The sequence below is a fragment of the Shinella sp. WSD5-1 genome, from assembly GCF_963942435.1.
In the GTDB taxonomy this organism is placed as follows: Bacteria; Pseudomonadota; Alphaproteobacteria; order Rhizobiales; family Rhizobiaceae; genus Shinella; species Shinella yambaruensis.
Genome location: NZ_OZ012606.1, coordinates 79,346 through 96,747, shown reverse-complemented (window position 1 = coordinate 96,747; position 17,402 = coordinate 79,346). Strand labels below are relative to the sequence as shown.

The 17,402-nt window shown below is 61.3% G+C and carries 19 protein-coding genes; 16 read left to right on the top strand and 3 right to left on the bottom strand.

Features of this window, described 5'->3' with window-relative positions:
* Positions 1-82 precede the first annotated feature (82 nt).
* The 16 genes from AABQ55_RS36685 (at position 83) to AABQ55_RS36610 (ending at position 14,189) form a co-directional block, all read left to right on the top strand.
* Positions 83-643 carry a lytic transglycosylase domain-containing protein gene (locus tag AABQ55_RS36685; protein ID WP_272809632.1) on the top strand — a complete coding sequence of 187 codons (561 nt, stop codon included), beginning with the start codon at positions 83-85 and terminating at the stop codon, positions 641-643.
* A 43-nt stretch (positions 644-686) separates the two neighbouring features.
* On the top strand, positions 687-1,010 hold the full coding sequence (locus tag AABQ55_RS36680; protein WP_203320554.1) for a TrbC/VirB2 family protein: 324 nt from the start codon (positions 687-689) through the stop codon (positions 1,008-1,010).
* A gap of 1 nt (position 1,011) precedes the next feature.
* Positions 1,012-1,302 carry a type IV secretion system protein VirB3 gene (locus AABQ55_RS36675; protein ID WP_137934773.1) on the top strand — a complete coding sequence of 97 codons (291 nt, stop codon included), beginning with the start codon at positions 1,012-1,014 and terminating at the stop codon, positions 1,300-1,302.
* A complete protein-coding gene (locus AABQ55_RS36670; RefSeq protein ID WP_272809631.1) occupies positions 1,299-3,710 on the top strand; it encodes a VirB4 family type IV secretion/conjugal transfer ATPase in 2,412 nt (803 codons plus the stop codon). Before AABQ55_RS36675 ends, AABQ55_RS36670 begins: the two co-directional genes overlap by 4 nt.
* The gene (locus tag AABQ55_RS36665) at positions 3,703-4,866 is read left to right on the top strand and encodes a transglycosylase SLT domain-containing protein (protein ID WP_272809630.1); all 1,164 of its coding nucleotides are present in this window, start codon (positions 3,703-3,705) and stop codon (positions 4,864-4,866) included. Before AABQ55_RS36670 ends, AABQ55_RS36665 begins: the two co-directional genes overlap by 8 nt.
* Before the next feature lie 11 nt (positions 4,867-4,877).
* A complete protein-coding gene (locus AABQ55_RS36660; protein ID WP_272809629.1) occupies positions 4,878-5,594 on the top strand; it encodes a type IV secretion system protein in 717 nt (238 codons plus the stop codon).
* A gap of 6 nt (positions 5,595-5,600) precedes the next feature.
* On the top strand, positions 5,601-5,774 hold the full coding sequence (locus AABQ55_RS36655; protein ID WP_272809628.1) for a hypothetical protein: 174 nt from the start codon (positions 5,601-5,603) through the stop codon (positions 5,772-5,774).
* Between the two features lie 4 nt (positions 5,775-5,778).
* Positions 5,779-6,798, top strand: a complete 1,020-nt coding sequence (locus tag AABQ55_RS36650) for a type IV secretion system protein (protein WP_272809627.1) — start codon at positions 5,779-5,781, stop codon at positions 6,796-6,798.
* A 54-nt stretch (positions 6,799-6,852) separates the two neighbouring features.
* Positions 6,853-7,086 carry a hypothetical protein gene (locus tag AABQ55_RS36645; RefSeq protein WP_272809626.1) on the top strand — a complete coding sequence of 78 codons (234 nt, stop codon included), beginning with the start codon at positions 6,853-6,855 and terminating at the stop codon, positions 7,084-7,086.
* 28 nt (positions 7,087-7,114) lie between these two features.
* Positions 7,115-7,474, top strand: a complete 360-nt coding sequence (locus AABQ55_RS36640) for a hypothetical protein (protein WP_272809625.1) — start codon at positions 7,115-7,117, stop codon at positions 7,472-7,474.
* Positions 7,475-7,627: 153 nt separating this feature from the next.
* Positions 7,628-8,362, top strand: a complete 735-nt coding sequence (locus AABQ55_RS36635) for a virB8 family protein (RefSeq protein ID WP_272809624.1) — start codon at positions 7,628-7,630, stop codon at positions 8,360-8,362.
* Entirely contained in the window at positions 8,359-9,144 is a 786-nt protein-coding gene (locus AABQ55_RS36630; RefSeq protein WP_272809623.1) for a TrbG/VirB9 family P-type conjugative transfer protein, read from the top strand. The genes AABQ55_RS36635 and AABQ55_RS36630 overlap by 4 nt, the downstream gene beginning before the upstream one ends.
* Positions 9,141-10,559: a type IV secretion system protein VirB10 gene (gene virB10 / locus AABQ55_RS36625; protein WP_272809622.1), complete on the top strand. Its 1,419-nt coding sequence runs from the start codon at positions 9,141-9,143 to the stop codon at positions 10,557-10,559. Before AABQ55_RS36630 ends, virB10 begins: the two co-directional genes overlap by 4 nt.
* Positions 10,556-11,554, top strand: a complete 999-nt coding sequence (virB11, locus tag AABQ55_RS36620) for a P-type DNA transfer ATPase VirB11 (RefSeq protein WP_272809621.1) — start codon at positions 10,556-10,558, stop codon at positions 11,552-11,554. The genes virB10 and virB11 overlap by 4 nt, the downstream gene beginning before the upstream one ends.
* On the top strand, positions 11,551-13,674 hold the full coding sequence (locus AABQ55_RS36615) for a type IV secretory system conjugative DNA transfer family protein (protein WP_272809620.1): 2,124 nt from the start codon (positions 11,551-11,553) through the stop codon (positions 13,672-13,674). Before virB11 ends, AABQ55_RS36615 begins: the two co-directional genes overlap by 4 nt.
* Positions 13,675-13,970: 296 nt before the next feature.
* A complete protein-coding gene (locus AABQ55_RS36610) occupies positions 13,971-14,189 on the top strand; it encodes a hypothetical protein (RefSeq protein WP_272809619.1) in 219 nt (72 codons plus the stop codon).
* Here AABQ55_RS36610 and AABQ55_RS36605 read toward each other — a convergent pair.
* The 3 genes from AABQ55_RS36605 to AABQ55_RS36595 are packed head-to-tail and all read right to left on the bottom strand — an operon-like array spanning position 14,178 to position 17,380.
* Positions 14,178-14,879 carry a response regulator transcription factor gene (locus AABQ55_RS36605; RefSeq protein WP_272809618.1) on the bottom strand — a complete coding sequence of 234 codons (702 nt, stop codon included), beginning with the start codon at positions 14,877-14,879 and terminating at the stop codon, positions 14,178-14,180. The genes AABQ55_RS36610 and AABQ55_RS36605 overlap by 12 nt on opposite strands.
* A gap of 12 nt (positions 14,880-14,891) precedes the next feature.
* Positions 14,892-15,668, bottom strand: a complete 777-nt coding sequence (locus AABQ55_RS36600) for an SDR family NAD(P)-dependent oxidoreductase (protein ID WP_272809617.1) — start codon at positions 15,666-15,668, stop codon at positions 14,892-14,894.
* Positions 15,665-17,380, bottom strand: coding sequence for an acetolactate synthase catalytic subunit (locus AABQ55_RS36595; RefSeq protein ID WP_272809616.1), 1,716 nt, complete (start codon positions 17,378-17,380; stop codon positions 15,665-15,667). The genes AABQ55_RS36600 and AABQ55_RS36595 overlap by 4 nt, the downstream gene beginning before the upstream one ends.
* Positions 17,381-17,402: the final 22 nt, after the last annotated feature.

Below are 17,402 nucleotides of genomic sequence, written 5' to 3'. Positions count from 1 at the left end.
ATAGCCATTTCTGAATTGACAGGGGAATCCCATACGAATAAACTATAGTTTATTCATCGATGCGGCAACCCGGACAATCGAATTGAAAACCACCGTCCTATTCTTCCTTATCGCCACCTCGGCGTTGTCCGCGCAAGCCTGCGATCCGGTCGATACGAACCGCGTTCTGGAGATGGTGAGGACCATCGCCACCAACGAAGACCTGGACCTCGATCTGGCGCTCGCTGTGGTTGACGTCGAGAGCGCCAGCGGTCAGCACCAGGTCTCGGATGCGGGTGCCGTCGGCATCATGCAGCTGATGCCGGAAACCGCGTCCGACTATGGCGTGACCGACCGTTGCGACCCGGAGGAAAACATCCGCGCCGGTGTCCGCTATCTCAAGAAGCTCTACGGGGAGTTCGACGATCCCTTGCTGATGCTCGCCGCCTACAATGCCGGCCCGGAGCGGGTTTACCAGAAGGGCGGCATTCCTGAATTCAACGAGACCGCCCAGTACATCGTCAAAGTGATGAACCGCTGGACGCTGAACGCCAAGGCCTCAGTGGCGCAGGAAAAGCGCGCCGGAAACCGCCTCCCCCGAAAAGAGACCGTTGCGCTGGCGCCTTCGCCCTGGCGCGACCAGCACGTCTGGACCGCCGAATAGCGCCGGTCCCCCGATCATCCTCCCAAGACACGAAGGACTTCGCATGAGCAATACCCCGATCACGCCGCGCCCGCGCGGCAAGGCCGTCCTGTCGCTTGCACTGCTCGCGACGACGATCGCCCTGGTTCCAGAACTCGCCTATGCGCAATCGGCGGCGCCCGTCGAAGGCATCCTCGAATGGTTTGTCGGTGTCCTGCAGGGCAGTGTCGCGCGGTCACTCGCCATCATCGCCGTCTGCTTTCTCGGCTTCCTGTTCCTGACCGGCCGCATGGCCTGGCAGGGCGCGATCTCCATCGTCATCGGCATCGCCATCATCTTCGGCGCCGCCGAACTGGTCGACGCCATGAAGGCAGCAGGGGGTGTCTGACATGCGTGACGATGCGCCCGATGTCGAACCGCTCATCCAGCCGCTGACCCGGCCGCCGACATATTTCGGGGTCGATATCATCGTGTTCGTGGTGAACGGCATCTTCGGGATCGTCATCTTCATCGCATCGTCGAGCTTTCTCGCGCCGCTGGTCGTCCTGCCCGTCCATTTCATCGGGCTCTACCTGTGCCAGCGCGACATCCACATCGTCCGCGTGGCGCAGGTGTTTCTTTCGATGCGCCGCGCGATCCGCAACCGGCGCTTCTGGAAAGCGGGGAGCTACGCCCCATGAACATCGTCAATCACGACCTGAAGTTCGGACGCGAGCGCGCCCGCGATCTGGGGATCGGCACGCATGTACCCTATCTTCGCCATGTCGATGAGGAGACCATCGTCACCAAATCTGGCCTGTTGCTGCAGGTGATCCGGCTGTCCGGTCTGCCCTACCAGACCATGGACCAGGCCGAGATCAATGCGCGGCTCGCCAACCGCAACATGACGGTCCGTTCGCTCGGCTCCTCACGTTTCGCGCTCTATGCCACCATCATCCGGCGCAAGATCGCACCTGCCATCGATGGCGATTTCGACAATCCTTTCGCTGACGAGCTGAACGCCCGCTACATGGACGGCCTCCAGCACCGGACGATGTTCGTCAACGAACTGTACCTGACGGTGATCCGACGCCCCATGACCGGGCGCGCCGGCAAGGTCGACCGGATGTTCGACATCTTCCGCATGGCCGACAACGAGGTAGAGGCCCGGGGCGAGGCGTTGCGCGATCTCAAGGATATGGTCTCGGGCATCGTCGGCGATTTCCGCACCTATCGCCCCGAGATACTCTCCTGCGTCACGCGCGATGGCGGTCTCTTTTCCGAACCGGCCGAATTCTTCGCAAAAATCCTCGCCGCCGGCGATGAGCGCAGCATGCCCCTGCCCCGCATGTCGCTCGCCGATTATGTCGGGACCGGGCGGATCATGTTCGGCCGCAAGGCGACGGAGATCTGGTCGGCCGACGGCGCGACGTCGAAGGTCGCGGCCATGGTGTCGATCAAGGAATACCCGCCGATGACGACGCCCGGCCAGCTCGACGGCCTGCTGCGTCTTCCCTACGAGTTCATTCTCACCCATTCCTTCGCGCCGGAGGACCGCACCACGGTCACGGAGGCGATCGCCACGATCAGCCGGCAGATCTCCAACTCCGACGACGCCGGCACGACCGTCGAGGACGATATCGAGACGGCGCGCGACCGGCTGGCTTCCGGCGAAGTCGTGTTCGGCAAGCACCATATGACCGTCGCGGTGCTCGAGCGCGACCTGCCGCGGCTGAACCGTGCCGTGGCCGACGTCACCGCCGAACTGGCGCGCATGGGCGTCGTCGCCGTGCGCGAGGACCTCAATCAGGAAGCGGCCTGGTGGGCGCAACTGCCGACGAATTTCGCCTATATCGCCCGGCAGGGCCTGATCTCGTCGGTGAACTTCGCCGGCCTGTTCTCAGCGCATAATTTCCCGTCCGGGCAGACGCACAAGGTCCATTGGGGATTGCCGATCTCGCTCTTGGAGACCACCAGCCAGACGGCCTATTTCTTCAACTTCCATGAAGCCGATGTCGGCAACTTCACCGTCATCGGCCCGACCGGATCCGGTAAAACGGTTGCGCTGTCCTTCCTGCTCGCCCAGGGCATGCGCGTCGAGCCACGACCGCGCTGCGTCTTCATCGACAAGGACCGCGGCGGCGAGATCTTCGTGCGGGCGATGGGCGGTCGCTATGAGCGGCTATCGCCCGGTGAGCCGACCGGCTTTGCGCCGCTGCAGCTCGAAGACACACCCGCCAACCGGAGCTTCGGCAAGACGCTGATCTCCTATCTCGTCACGCCGGCAGACCGCGTGCTCAATGCAGAGGAGATGGCCGTCATCTCCGATGCGGTCGACAGTATCTATACCGACTTCGAGCGCCCGCAGCGTCGGCTCGACATGCTTGCCGAGGCGATGCGCGGGCGTATGCGTTCGGGGATCGGCGATCTTGCCGACCGGCTGAAGGAATGGACCACGGGCGACAAGGGCTGGCTGTTCAACAACCCAACGGACAAGCTCGACTTCGACGGCTCGGTCATCGGTTTCGACATGACCGAGATCCTCTCGGACAAGCGCACGCGCTCGGCCGCCCTCCTCTATATGTTCCATCGCATCGAGAAAATCCTCGATGGCCGCCCGTCGATGATCTTCCTCGACGAAGGCTGGCGGCTGCTCGATGACGAGGTGTTCTCGGGTTTCATCAAGGACTGGCTCAAAACCATCCGCAAGATGAACGGCATCGTCGGCTTCGGCACGCAATCGGCGGCCGACGTCGTGCGATCCGATCTGCGCAACACCATCATCGAACAGACGATGACCAACATCTTCTTTCCGAACGCCTCCGCCGACGAGGAAAGCTACCGCACGGCGTTCGGCCTGTCGGAGAAGGAGTTTCGCTTTGTCAAGCAGGCGGACAAGGCCAGCCGCACCTTTCTCATAAAGCATGCGCAGGACTCGATCATCGCCCGGCTCGACCTCTCGGCGATGCCCGATCTGGTGAAGGTGCTTTCCGGGCGGCCGGAGACGGTGCGCGAGTGCCAGACGCTCCGCGAAACCTATGGCGAGGCACCGGCGGCCTGGCTTCCCCACTTCTGCGGCTGGACCATCCCGGAGGCGACCGATGCATAGAGCGATCATTCTCCTGCTGTCCGCGACATTGGCCGGAGCGCCGACGCCGCCGGCATGGGCCGATATCCCGGTCATCGACGACGATGTGAAGGACAAGCGTGCCGAGGACGAGGAGCACTCGAAGAAGGATACGGAAACTCAAGGTCAGCAGCTCGAGGAGCAGGAGGTCACCAACTGCAACATCTCCCAGAAGGAGAAGAACCGACGGCTTTATCGCTCGCCGGCGCAGGCGGTGAAAGAGGATGCCAAGAACGTCGAGCTGATCAAGCACTATGCGAAAAAGCACAATGTTCCCGTCGGCCTTGCCCTTTCGGTCGCCCACGCCGAGTCCGGGATTTCGACGTGCTCGGGTTCGCCCACCGGCGTCAAGGGCGTGATGCAGCTGACGAAACGGACCGGTAAGGGCATGGGCTTCGACCGCGACATCAACGAGGAAAACATCGAAGGTGGCGTCAAATACCTCGGCATGGGCGTCAACAAGTGCGGCAGCACCGATTATGCGTGCCTTGCCTCCTGGTATAATGGATCGACCGTCGCCGAGCAGAAGAACTGGGCCGGAAAAGTTGGACGGAACCACACCTGGTTCAACGCCTATGCCGGCGGCTCCAACATCGAGGACATCTCCTCGCCCTCGTATAAGTCCTACGTGGACTATGGTTCAGGCGCCACGCGCAGCTCGAACAGCGCCGCGGCCGGCGCCGTCGACCGGGCGGTTTCCGGGATCGACGCGAGCACGGCGCGCGTCCAGGAGGCGGGGCGGCGCATCGATGCGCTGTCGGAATCCGTTGGCGCTTCTGAAATCTACCAGGATGCCTGGGACGACAACACACAGGCGCGCGCCGTCAATGCCGAGCTTCTGAACAACCTGATCACCGCCCGCAACCTCTTCAACAAGCTGCTGCAGGCGCGCATGCAGATGCGGCTTTCGAAAACGTCCGAGACCACCAAGACGCTGAAGTCCGAGAGCAAGGTCAATCCCTATAGCTGCGATCCGGCCATCCTTGAGGCGACGAAGGTGCCGCGCGAGGCTTGGCCGCGCTGCGCGGTCGTCGCGGCCGCCGACGCCGACAGCGAAATCCTCTCATCCGGCGGTTCGGATCGCTCGGTCAGTGACAATCTCTCATCCATTCAGAACGCCGCCAACGCGGCCGATTAAGGGGGTTCTCCATGAACAAGCTTCTCGTCGTCACCGCCGCCCTCACCTTCGCGACGCCGGCGCTCGCCGACATCCCGGTGATCGACAACACCAATCTCGCCATCGCCAAGAAGAACGCCGAAAACACCGGCGAGATCATGAAGACCAACACCAACATCCTGGAAAAGACCAAGGAGATCCTCGGCGCGCTCTCCGGCAGCCGCGACGGCTCCATGGGCATTTCCTCGACCGGTCTCGGCGGCAATATGTCGGTCTCGGCCGCGCCGTCCTTCTCGTCAATCATGAACGGCGGCACGCTGTCCTTCGGCGGTCTTGGCTCCGACGCCCAGAATATCGCCGCCACGCTGATCAAAGGGCTGCAGCTCGTCAAGCAGGTCAAGGCGATTGTCGAGGGCGAGGACGCCGGCGCGATGAACAATGCTTTCTCGGGCGCCGTCAACACGGTCGCACTGCTCTCGGCGCTGACACAGCAGGCGACGAAAGGCGTGACGGAGCGCGAGCAATCGCTGCAGTCGGCCACCGGCCAGATCGGATCGGCCGAAGACGTCAAGGGCTCGGTCGACGCCAACACCCGCATGCAGCTGGAGACGGCGCGCACCATCAACGAGCTGATCGGCGTCTCGAATGGCGCCGTATCGGCCCTCAACACCGAGATGCAGATGCGGCTGACCCAGCAATCGGAAACCGCAAAGATGCTGCAATACAAAGACATCAACCCGTTCAAGTGAGGCCGTATGCGTTTCCTCGTTGCCACGATGCTGGCAGGTCTCGTCCTGCTCGCCGGTTGCCAGACGAAAGGTGAGAAGAAGGCCCCCTGCCCGCCGATCTCTGGATATGCGGAAGCCGATGACCTGTGCGGCCCGGCTTGGCCAGTCAATGACGTGTTCGCGCCCGTGCTGAAGGAATAGGCCGATGGCAGCGACCACGATCATTTCGGACATTTTTGAGAAGCTCGACGGTATCGGCGAGACGTTCATCAAGAACGCCTATGACGGCCTTGCGCTCCAGGTGAATGTCCTGTTCGGGTCGATGCTCACCCTCTATGTCATCTGGTGGGGATACATGATCCTTGCTGGCCGCGATGGCTTCTCCGTGCCGGAGGCGGCATGGCGGCTCGGCCGTGCCTTCGCCATCTATTATATGGCCACGAACTGGGGAGCGTTCTCCGCCACGCTCTACCAGTTAGTGCAGTCCGTGCCCAACCTGATCTCCGATACGATCATCGAGTCCATCGCGGGTTCGGGTGGTGCGCTCGATGGCGGCACAGGCGACACAACCGGCGTCGTCAAAATCCTCGACGCCGTGTTCGAGACCGCAGGTAAGATTTATGAGCAGGTGGCGACCGGCACCTTCGAATATGTCGGCGCGCTGATCGGTGCTATCGTCTTTGTCGTCGCGATGATCTTCATTGCCGTCGCGTCGGCCGCGATCCTCGCCGCCAAGCTGATGCTGTTCATCACGCTGGCGCTGGCGCCGGTCTTCATCATCCTGGCGCTCTATCGCTGGACCTTCCGCTTCACCGACGGCTGGCTGCTGCTGATGGTCAACCTGATGGTGACGCAAACGCTGATGATGGCGTTCCTCGCCTTCCTCTATCAGTTGATCGAGCTGGCCATCAACACCGCCAACAACACCGCGACGGAAAGCAAGCTCTCCTATGTCGCGCCCTTCGTGATCGTCTGCCTTCTCGGGATCGTCGTGTTCCGGTTTATTCCGGCCTTTGCAGCCGCAATTACCGGGGGCACAGCGCCAGGCCAAGGCGACGTCCCCTTCCAGGCGGGAAGGGAATCTTTGCGGCGCACCGGATACCAATTCACCAACCGAGCGCAGATTCTCCGAACTGGCCTCGGGCGTCGCCGAACATCCGCCGACGTTCAGGCAGCACGGGCGCGTGCGATTCAGCGTGAAACCGAAAAAAACGGGCAATTTTAGGCTGGCCAGACAGGTCATTGCTCGTTAAATATAGTTTATATGAAGGAGGCTTGAATGCACCCTTGGAATGATCCCCGTCGCTATCAGGCGGCCCTACATCAGCAGGCTCAGATCAACGAAGAAGCTGCGGAACACGCTCGCGCCGAATCCAAAAACGGCGGCGGCTTCGGCTATTTGCTGTTCATCCTTGCGGTCATCTTCTTCAAGCCGTTCGCGGAATATTGCATCGATCTCTACAACATGCTCGCCGGCTATGCTCAAGGCCTCGGCGCATTGTTCGGTTTCTGAACAAGGAGGCTTGAGAATGAGGAAATTCGTGTCGACGATGCTCGCGCTCGGCCTGCTCATCCCCAGCGCGGCGCAGGCACAATCGCCAAGCTCGATTCTGCCGGTACTGACCGGGGCCTATGCGCCCGCCGAGGGCGGCTGCGAAGCCGCGGCGGCCGCGTTTATCTATGTCGAGGACAAGGCTATCGGCGCCAACAAGACCGCCGGCAAGGTGCTTTCCGTCAAACACGACGGCAGCGCTTACACGCTCGATGTCTTGTGGATCGAGGCCGGCTCCGATGAAGCGGACGGCGACCGCGATACCGTCACGATCGAGGTGAAGGACGATCGCTCCTTCGTCTTCTCCAACACGGCGTCCAAGAAAACGCTGATGCGCTGGTGCAGCTAGGACTTAGCGCGGCTGCACCGAGGAGCTGAGCGCTCCCAGAACACTGGCTTTGCGGATTGATCCTGACGCCGACCCACCCGGTAGAGGAGATCGCTCGGCCTACCGAATAAACTATAGTTTCTTTTTCGCCATCGGCGATCACCGGATACCCAAATGACCAACGAAGACGCCGCCGGAAACACACCCGATACACCGCCGATCGATCTCACCGCCTATTGGAAAGCCGGCGCATCCTGGGAGGCCGAACTTTATCGCAAGGAGCGCCGCTCCCGAAAGATCGCCTGGACGGTGGCCACGGTCGCCGGCATCTCCACGCTGCTCAGCCTCTCTGCCCTCAATCTCCTCGTCCCGCTGAAGCAGTTCGAGGCCGTCGTGGTGATCGCAGACAAGACTACCGGCTTCGTCGAGGTCGCCCGTTCTCTGAACGAAAGCAAGCTTTCCGAGAACGACGCCATCAAGACCGCCAACATCGTCCGCTATATCCGGGCGCGCGAGACCTATGATCCGCGGGCGCTGAAGGACAACTACGATCTCGCCCAGCTCTATTCGACGGGGCAGGCCGCAGCCGACCTCCGCCACGAATTCGAGCCGTCGAACCCGCAATCGAAGGATAAACTGCTTGGCCGCGACACGCGTATTGCCGTCACCATCAAGTCGGTTTCGTTCCTCAACGCCACCACGGCGACGGTGCGCTTTTCGACCGACACCCGCCGCGACAACACCCTGCGCCGCGAGCATTGGGTCTCGGTGGTTCGCTTTCGATACACAACCGCGCCGCTCAAGAACGAATACCGTTTCGACAATCCGCTCGGCTTCCAGGCTACCGAATATAGGCGCGACCAGGAATCGCTGCCGGAAGTTCTGCCGGTGGACAAGGCGGCGCGATGATGCGGAAACCTGTCCTCACCCTCGCAGTGCTCACGCTGCTCGCCACCGCAACCGCCTCACACGCTGCCGACCCGCGTATCCGCTACATCACCTTCAACAACAATGCCGTCGTCACCGTGCCAGCCGGCCTCGGCGTCTCCACGATGATCCAGCTTGGCAGTTCCGAGGTGATCGAGACCATTTCGGCCGGCGATACCGCCAGCTGGTCGATTGTGCCAAAGAAGGGATCCGGCATCCTGTTCGTCAAGCCCCTGCGCGAAAACGCCGAAACGAACGTCAACATCGTCACAAACCAGCGCGTCTATGCCCTGCTCCTGAAAGGTTCCGCCGCGGCCGACCTGCGCGCCGCCTTCCAGGTTCGCTTCAAATATCCGGACGAGGACGTCAACGCCCGGCTGCTGGCGGCGGCGCAGGAGAGCGCCAAGGATCCGTTACTGAAGGATCTCGATCCGAACCGCCTGAACTACGACTATGTCTTCAAGGGCGACACCAGTCTTAAGCCACGCGTCGCCTTCGATGACGGCACGCATATGTATCTGGAATTTCAGGGCGATATCCCCGCGATCTTCGTGGTCGAAGGCAAGCGTCAGGAATCGCTCGTCAATCTTCGTACGCAAGGCAAATATGTCGTCGTCGACAAGATCGCGGCGCAGTTCACCCTGCGCGCCGGCGACAAGTGGCTTTGCCTCTATAACCGGCAGGCCAATCGCCAATCCTTCGACCTCATCGAGGACGCCTACGGGCCGAAGCGCCTCGGCCACAAAGAGGAGCGCCAGCGGTGAGCAAGATCGACTTCGACCATCTCGATGGACAAAGCAGCGTGGCGAGCGACCGCAACGGTCGCCTCGGCAAGCTGGCCCTTCCTGTCCTGCTCATCGTCGGCGTTGGCGTCCTGGCCTACGTCAACTGGCCGGCCGGAGCACAGAATCCCAACCTTTCCGAAGGCAGCGGCGAGAGCTTCGAGACCTCGAACTCCAGCATTCGCGATTTCCCCGAGGAGCCGGTGAAGCAGGCGGCCGATCCGAATCTGGTGCAGATTCCTGTCGCTGAGAAGAAGCCGGTGGATTCCGCCGATGTCGACGTCACAGTCAACCAGGGGGACGATCTCGAAAAGCTGCGGCAGATCGAGGAAGCGCGCCGCAGGGCCGAAGAAGAACGGCTGAGGATGGAAGAAGCCCGCCGGCGCGCGGAAGAAAATGCCCGTCTCGCCGAACTGGAGGCGAAGCGGTTGGCGGATGAGGAAAAGGCACGCTGGGAACGGCTGCGATCCGAGCAGATCGTCCTTGACGGCTCGAACCGGGAGTCGCTGTCCGGCGATCAGTCGGTGACCATCGCCGACGATGGCCAGCTCGTCGCGGTCCCCGGCGCGGAAAGCGATGCCAACAAGGCGTTCCTCGCCCAGTCGGAAAAGCAGACCGCCGGCATCGTCAAGGCGACCCGCTTCGGTCGCACCGACGCGCTCGTCGCTCAGGGCACAATGATCCGTGGCTTCCTCGAGACGGCCATCAACACCGACCTGCCCGGCATGGTGCGCGCCGTCGTGCGCGAGGATGTTCGCTCTCTCGACGGCGGGCGCATCCTCATTCCGAAGGGCTCGCGTTTGGTCGGGGAATACAAGTCCGGCCTGGCCCGCGGCCAGAAACGCATCTTCATCGTCTGGTCCCGCGTCATCCGCTCGGACGGCGTTTCCGTCGAGATCGCCTCCCCTGGCGCCGATCGCCTCGGCCGCGCCGGGCTCACCGGTGAAATCGACACGCATTTCTGGGAGCGGTTCGGGGCGGCAATTATGCTGTCCGTGATCGGCGGTGCTGCGGAATATGTCTCGGCGCTGGGCGATACCGCCAAGGAAAGCGCCCGGTCGATCTCGTCGGTCGATCCGATCACCGGCGCGGTGACGACGATCACCACGGAACCGAGCCGCACGGCTGCTGAAGCCCGCTCGATCGCCGCCGAAAAATCGTCGGCGGTCCTCCAGGACATCGCCAACGAAGCCTTCAAGGAAAGCTCAAAAATCCCGCCGACGATCTACGTCGCCCAGGGCGAGTCGATCATCGTCTATCTCCGGCGCGATCTCGACTTCTCCGCCTTCTATGCCGACCCGGTCCGGCAGGAGATGATGCGGCTGAAGCGCGGCGGCCAGATCAGGCGCAATGTCGATCCGACGCCCTACTATCCGATTGCGCCGGTCTACAAATGAAGCAGTTCCCGTTTCTCGATAAAGCTCTTGAACGGCTGAAGCCGTTCCTTTCGGACGACCGCGTCTCCGAAATTTCGGTCAATCGCCCCGGTGAAGTGTTCATCGAGCGACTTGGCGACGCCGGCATGGAACGTATTGTCGACGCGCAGTTTACCGCCGACTGGATCAGGACGCTGAGCGAAAGGGTGGCCGGCTTCACCAACCAGGTCGTCAACGAGGAACACCCCATCCTGTCGGCCTCGCTTCCGACCGGCGAGCGCTTCCAGTGCGTGCTGCCGCCGGCGGCACCTGCCGGCGGCGCGATCTCGATCCGCAAGCAGGTCATCCACGACATCGGCCTGGACGTCTACAAGAGCCGCGGCGCCTTCGACGATACACGGGTTGGCCGCCAACTCCGGCTTTCGCCGGCCGAAGAGACCCTTGCCGCCATGCTGCAGGGCGATATCGACGTCATGCAGTTTCTCCGGACCGCCGTGCGTTCGCGGGTTTCGATCGCCGTGTCCGGGGGCACCTCTACCGGCAAGTCCACCTTCCTCAACGCGCTTCTGAAGGAGGTTCCTGGCGAGGAGCGCATCGTGACGATCGAGGACACGCGCGAGCTGAGACCGCCTACGCCGAACACCGTTGCCCTGCTCGCATCGAAGGGTGACCAAGGGCGGGCGAAGGTGACGCCACAGCAATTGCTGGAAGCGTCGCTCCGGATGCGGCCGGATCGGGTGATGCTCGGCGAGCTTCGCGGCGAAGAGGCGTTTTCCTTCCTCCAGGCCATTAACACCGGACATCCGGGCTCGCTGACCACGGTCCACGCGAATTCCGCACGCGACGCCTATGACCGCCTGTCCTTGATGGTCATGCAGAGTGGCGTTCGGCTGCAGAAGCACGAAATCATCGACTACCTGAAGGAGGTGATCCCGGTGGTTGTTCAGCTTCATCGGTTTCCCGACGGACGGCGCGTTGTGTCCGAAATCGTTTTCACAAAGGGGGACGTGCTGTGAACCCGGCCATCCTGCTGTTCGGATTGATCGTCGCCGCTGCGATGACGGCTTTCGTTGCATCGCTTGCCTATGCCGGCCTCTATTACGCCTTCGACAACTCGACCTGGATGTTCCAGGCGCTGCAGGACGATATACTCGCATCTTATAGAGCGGCGCGCCTCGATCTCGCCGCCGGTGATTGGCATCGGCCTGCGATCGCGGCCGGTGCTGGCGCGGTTGCTGGCGTCGCGATGCTCATCACGGCAATGACCGGCAAGAAGAAATCGACGGATGCGCGGTTTCTGAGCCCGCTGGAAGCGCGGGCCCTCGGGCTTACCCGGACGGGCGGCGTGTTCGTCGGTCGGATCGGCGGCAGTCTGATCAAGGTTCCCGGCGGCTTCACGCAGCGAGGGTCCGGCCGGCGGCGGTTCATGAAGCCGATGTTGTTCGGGGGCAAGAAGCTCTGGATCGATGGCGACGACGTCGGCGGCTTCGTGATCGGCCCGCCGCGGTCAGGCAAAGGCGCCTCGCTGATCGTGCCGAACTGCTTGCTCTGGCCTGATAGCATCGTCGTGCTCGACATGCGCGGCGAAACCTATGAGGCGACGGCGGGCTATCGCTCGAAATTCTCGCGCGTGTTGCGGTTTTCGCCCGCGGACGAGAATGGCGATACCGAATGCTACAACCCGCTGGATTTCGTGGCCATCGACCCCGACCAACGCGATATCGACATCAACTCGATCGCGACCGCGCTACTCCCGACACCCAAGGGCGATGCCTACTGGATCTCCGATGCCCGTGCGCTGTTCGCCGGCGTCACATCCTGGGTGTTGGAGAACCCCGATATCGTCGACATGGACAAGAATCTGGGAACGGTCCTCAATGTCGTCGAGGGTGGTGATCAGCCGCTCCGCGAATGGCTGGAGGAGGTTGCCAATCCCGAGCTTCGCGCCGAGTGGATCAGTTCCTTCACCTACACCACCCTCGCCCGTTTTGCCGTCATGGCCAGCAAGCAATTCGATGGGGTCTATGGCTCCCTCGCCGCTGCCGTCCGGCCGTTCAAGAACAACCGCATCCTGCGCGCTACGGCCCGGTCGACCTTCGACATCCGAGCTATGAGGCGCGAGAATATGAGCCTTTATCTGGATTTCCGTATCCAGCAGATCGCGTCGATCGGGCCGATCTTCAACGTATTGATGGTCCAGTTCATGGACTACATGTCGCGCAACATGATGAAGCACGGCGATCGGCGTGTCCTCGTCCTGCTCGATGAATTCCAGAATCTGGGAAAGCTGGAAAACGCCCTTACCGTCGCCACCGTCCTCGGGGGCTATGGCATTCCGTGCTGGTTCTTCGTCCAGTCGCTGCGGTCCATCGACAACCTTTATACGCGGGAAGGAAGGCAGACCCTCGTCAACTCTGCCCGTGCTCAGATCTTCCTTGGCGCGCAGGATCCCGAAGACCAGCGCTATGTTTCGCAGCTGTTGGGCGAACGGAAGGAAGTTACGGTCGACAAGGCGATATCGACAGGCGTCACTCTCTTCGATCGCAAGGGAGCGACCATCTCGCACAAGACGGCTATGAGCCCGTTAATGCGCCCTGACGAATTGGGTGCGATGCATGAGACTCGCTGCATCATAAAGCTGCGAAACCAGCAACCAATTTTTGGCCTTCGCAACACGTACTATGCCGACAACGAGCTGATGAAGCGCTCATGGCTCCCGGCGCGCGCCTTATCGACTATGAACAGCGTGAAGCAGGCGGACGCTATCCAGTTTAAACGACCAGAACACGAGCCCTCAGACACGCGCGAAACACCGGCCACGTCGGTACCTGGAGCGACGTTTGCTGCGAGTAGCGCGTTATTTATTCATCAACCAGTGAACCTGACGCGCACCGCGAAACATAAATGTCTGCCTGATGTATCTAACCACGTCCTGCAACCTGACGAAACCAGTAGCCAATCCTCGACGGGCAGCCTTCCAGATTTTCAATCGGCATTAAACGCAGCCGCACGCCGGCAAGCACAAGCGGATCAATCCATCGGGAAGATCCTGACCCTATTGCAGACCTCCCCCAAAAAGAAGCAGGCTGCGGGAAAGATGAGAGAAGACATCGCCTCCGCCCTTGCCGATGATTGAACGTGTCGCCGGCCGGCTTCGTTAAGCGCCCCGACGGCATGTCAGATTGGCGGTAGCAACACGCGGCAGGTTCAAGCGCCTTGCTGCAGCTTTGGATATCGTTGCGTTGCCGACGGTGCGTCGATATCACACCCGGCATCGAGGCAAATCGCCTTGCAGGCCCTACCCAAGCGCGCTAAGGTCTTCCGTAGACATCGCCAGGGACGGCATACGTTCAACTTTGCAAGAACGACATATGCAACAACGTCCGGCACCCACCCCAAGACTAGCCATCGTCGGACGCGTTGGAGAGCGATGTGTCACGCGATGCGAACGAGCATGATCCGGCCCATACCGAAATGACGGAACGTTTCGACGCGAACGCAGAAGCGTCCACCCTCGGAATAGAGGCCAGGGCTATTTTCGGGGAGAATGCGCTTATGGCGGTCGCTTACTGCGGCCTTGACGCATGGCTTGAAGGCAACGAACAAGAGAGCGAACTTTGGGGCCGTGTGCTGAACCGTTTAATGACGTGACGGCCCCTTTGATGCGTCGCATGGCAGTTGAAGCGCATATCCGGCGCCCCTGACGGTTCTTATCAAGTCGGGACCGAGACGCTTTAGGGTTCGGCGAATAAGGCCGAGATGGATATCGACCGTCCTCAACTCCACTTCGGAATCTTCCGGCCAACAATGCATGATCAATTCCTCTCGCGTGCACACCTGCGCCGGGCGCTCGAGCATGTGGCGCAAGATTTTAAACTGCAGCGCCGTGAGTGCAACGTGCTGCCCCGAGCGCGAAACCTGCAGGCGCGAGATATCCATTTCGAGATCGGCGAAGCAGAGGATCGGATCCACTCGCGACACCTCGTCCCGGAGGCCGCGCCCGTAGCGGAGCTGCCTCAGAAAGCGTACCAGCTTCGATGGGTTGAAGGGACTGTTGAGCACAAGGTCCTTGGCGCTCAGGTTATCCCCGAATGTCTGAGCGTCCCTAGACAAGACAAGGAATGCTGCCTCGGGGAACGAACGGCGCAGCTGTGCGAAGCCGGATTCGCGGGATATAGCGGCGGCATCGACGACAACAGCGACATAGTCGGCCGCTCCCTCCTCTATGCCGCCCTCGTTTTCCGACGCGAGCACGACCTCGAACCCTTCGACCGCAAAGAGATGCCGGACAAATAGGAAGAGTTGGGCATCCGCGAATTGCGCAAGAACCTTTTGTGCCATGTTCCCCCACGATTAAAGTGGCGCGAATTCGCCTCCGTTTACGTCGATGATCGCGCCGTTGATAAAGCCTGCGTCTTTCGAGAGGAGGAAGCGTATGAGCGCAGCAATGTCGGCGGCGGTTCCAAGCCGTGCGACTGGAATCCGGGCTAGTGCCTCAATATTCGCAGGGCTGCATGGGTCCCCTGCCATGTCCGTCGCAATACGGCCGGGTGCAACAACATTCACGGTGATCGATGTTCCGTGACATGCCGCAATCATCGATCGGGCGACGCCCGCCATTGCCGCCTTCGATGCCACATATGGTGCACCCGCGATCCGGGGGATCGTTCTACCGGCAACCGATCCGATCAGAACGACGCGCCCACGGCCCCGCGGCTTCATCCGTTTCAGGGCCGCCTGGCAACACCAGACGGCACCTGTCAGATTGACGCTTAGAACATCCTGCCATTGCGCCGTGTCGACATCTTCAAACGGAACAGCGCCGTTAGTTCCCTTCGGCGAAATCCCCGCATTGCACACGAGACCATCAATGACCTGCCATCGATCCTGAACCGTCGAGAAAAACCTGTCCACGGCCTCTTGCGATCTAACGTCAACGCAGTCGGCAAGGATGTTAGAGGGCGGATGACTGGCTCTCAGTTCCTGCTCAGCTTGATGAAGATGCTGAGCGTTGTGACTGAAGAAGGCGACCCTGAAACCTGCATTCAAGAGCGTTGCGACGGTCGAAAGCCCGATCCCCGTGCTTCCGCCCGTCACGATGGCAACTGGTGCAGCGGCCCCGCTGTTCACGCCGCCTCGTCCATCGCTGCAAAGAGCGACAACGGCGGATGAGCCTCGGGATCCGTCATGACCTCGATCAAGGTTGGCCGACCGGAATTGATTGCCGCGCCGATCATGCCCTCCAACTCCTCGGGATCTTCGACGCGATAAGCATCGCAGCCGCAGGCTTTTGCGATTGCCATATGGTCGACGGGTGCAAAGTGGCACGCTGTCGTGAACTTACCGAACTTGACGGTTTCGGCATCCCGCTGGAACCCGAGAATGCCATTGTTCAAGACGATGATCGTCACCGGGATTTCGGATCGGACGATCGTTTCCATCTCGGCCCAACTGTGTGCGAACCCACCGTCCCCGACAATTGCAACAACGGATGTTTCAGGCCGCGCCAGTTTCGCGCCGACGGCCAAAGGCAGTCCCCAGCCAAGTCCGGCAAGGCCACGAGGCGTGATGAATCTTGCCCCGACATGTGTAGCGCGCAGTTGGCCAACAACCCACATGGATGAATAGCTGGCGTCAGCCACAACGGTGAGACGGTGATCCAACCAGGGCTGTAGTTCTCGCATGATACGCTCCGGCCGGATAGGGGATTTGTCGGATGTGTAGAATGTCTTGCGCTCTTCCTCGAATTTGGACCAGCACTGGGCGATCTCGCGTTCGACCGCGTCGCGCTGCATACGCCTTTTTCGCCGTTCCAGGGTTTCAAGCGCTATTGCCAGGGCTTCGAGCGTGGCGCCGGCGTCCCCCACAAGTCGCAGGGCTTCGTAGTTCCGACCGATCTCACTGGGATCGACGTCAATGTGGATGACCCGTGCATCTGGCGGGATCTGTCGCCAACTGTCGGTTCCGTTCTGATTGGTTCTCGTCCCCACCAGAAGCACAAGATCCGCGGTCTCGACAAGGCGTTTCGTGAATTTGCCGAGTGACCGTGGGCCAGTGAGCGCTCCTAGAACGCCGGCTGAGAGCGGATGATGCTCGTCTACCGCGCCTTTACCCATATTTGTCGTGCAGACCGGAAGCGATGCGATATCCTGCAAATGAGCAAGTGCGATCGCCGCGCCGCCGGCGTGGACACCGCCACCTGCGATAACGACCGGCCTTTCAGCTTCATCAATCCAGTCTGCCGCTTGTCGGATCAACGCGTCCGACGGGCGAAAACGATCAATGGGCCACGAGCCGAGTTGCGCTATCCTATGGCGCTCGGCAACCTTCGTCTGTGCACGCAACAGGTCGGCGGGCAGGAGGAGTGCCACTGGACCAGGCCTGCCGGATGTCGCAGCTGTAAACGCCGCATCGACATAATCCTCGATACGATCTTCGACCTGAACCCGGCGCACCCATTTGGCGCACGACTGGAACAAGGCCATCTGGTCGAGGTCCTGGAAGGCGTTCCTATCCGCTTGATCCCGCTCGACATCCTGTACCAGGGCGACGAGCGGAATGCTGGCTTTCAGTGCCTCGGCGAGCGGCGGTACGAGCAAGGTCGCAGCCGGCCCGTTTTGCGCGGCGACCACACCGACCTTACCTGACACGCGAGCATAACCATCGGCCATGGCGCCGCCCATGTTTTCTTGCCGATAGGCAATCTGCCGGATGCCGATTGCCTCGGCGGCAAGAACGACTGCGGACGGAAGGCTTTGTGCAAAGATCGTCTCGACGCCATGACGTCTCAGCGCGGCTGCGATACGTTCGGCAACGGTTTCAGTCTCAGTGTTGGCGTTCAAGGTTGGGTCTCCTGATTAGAAA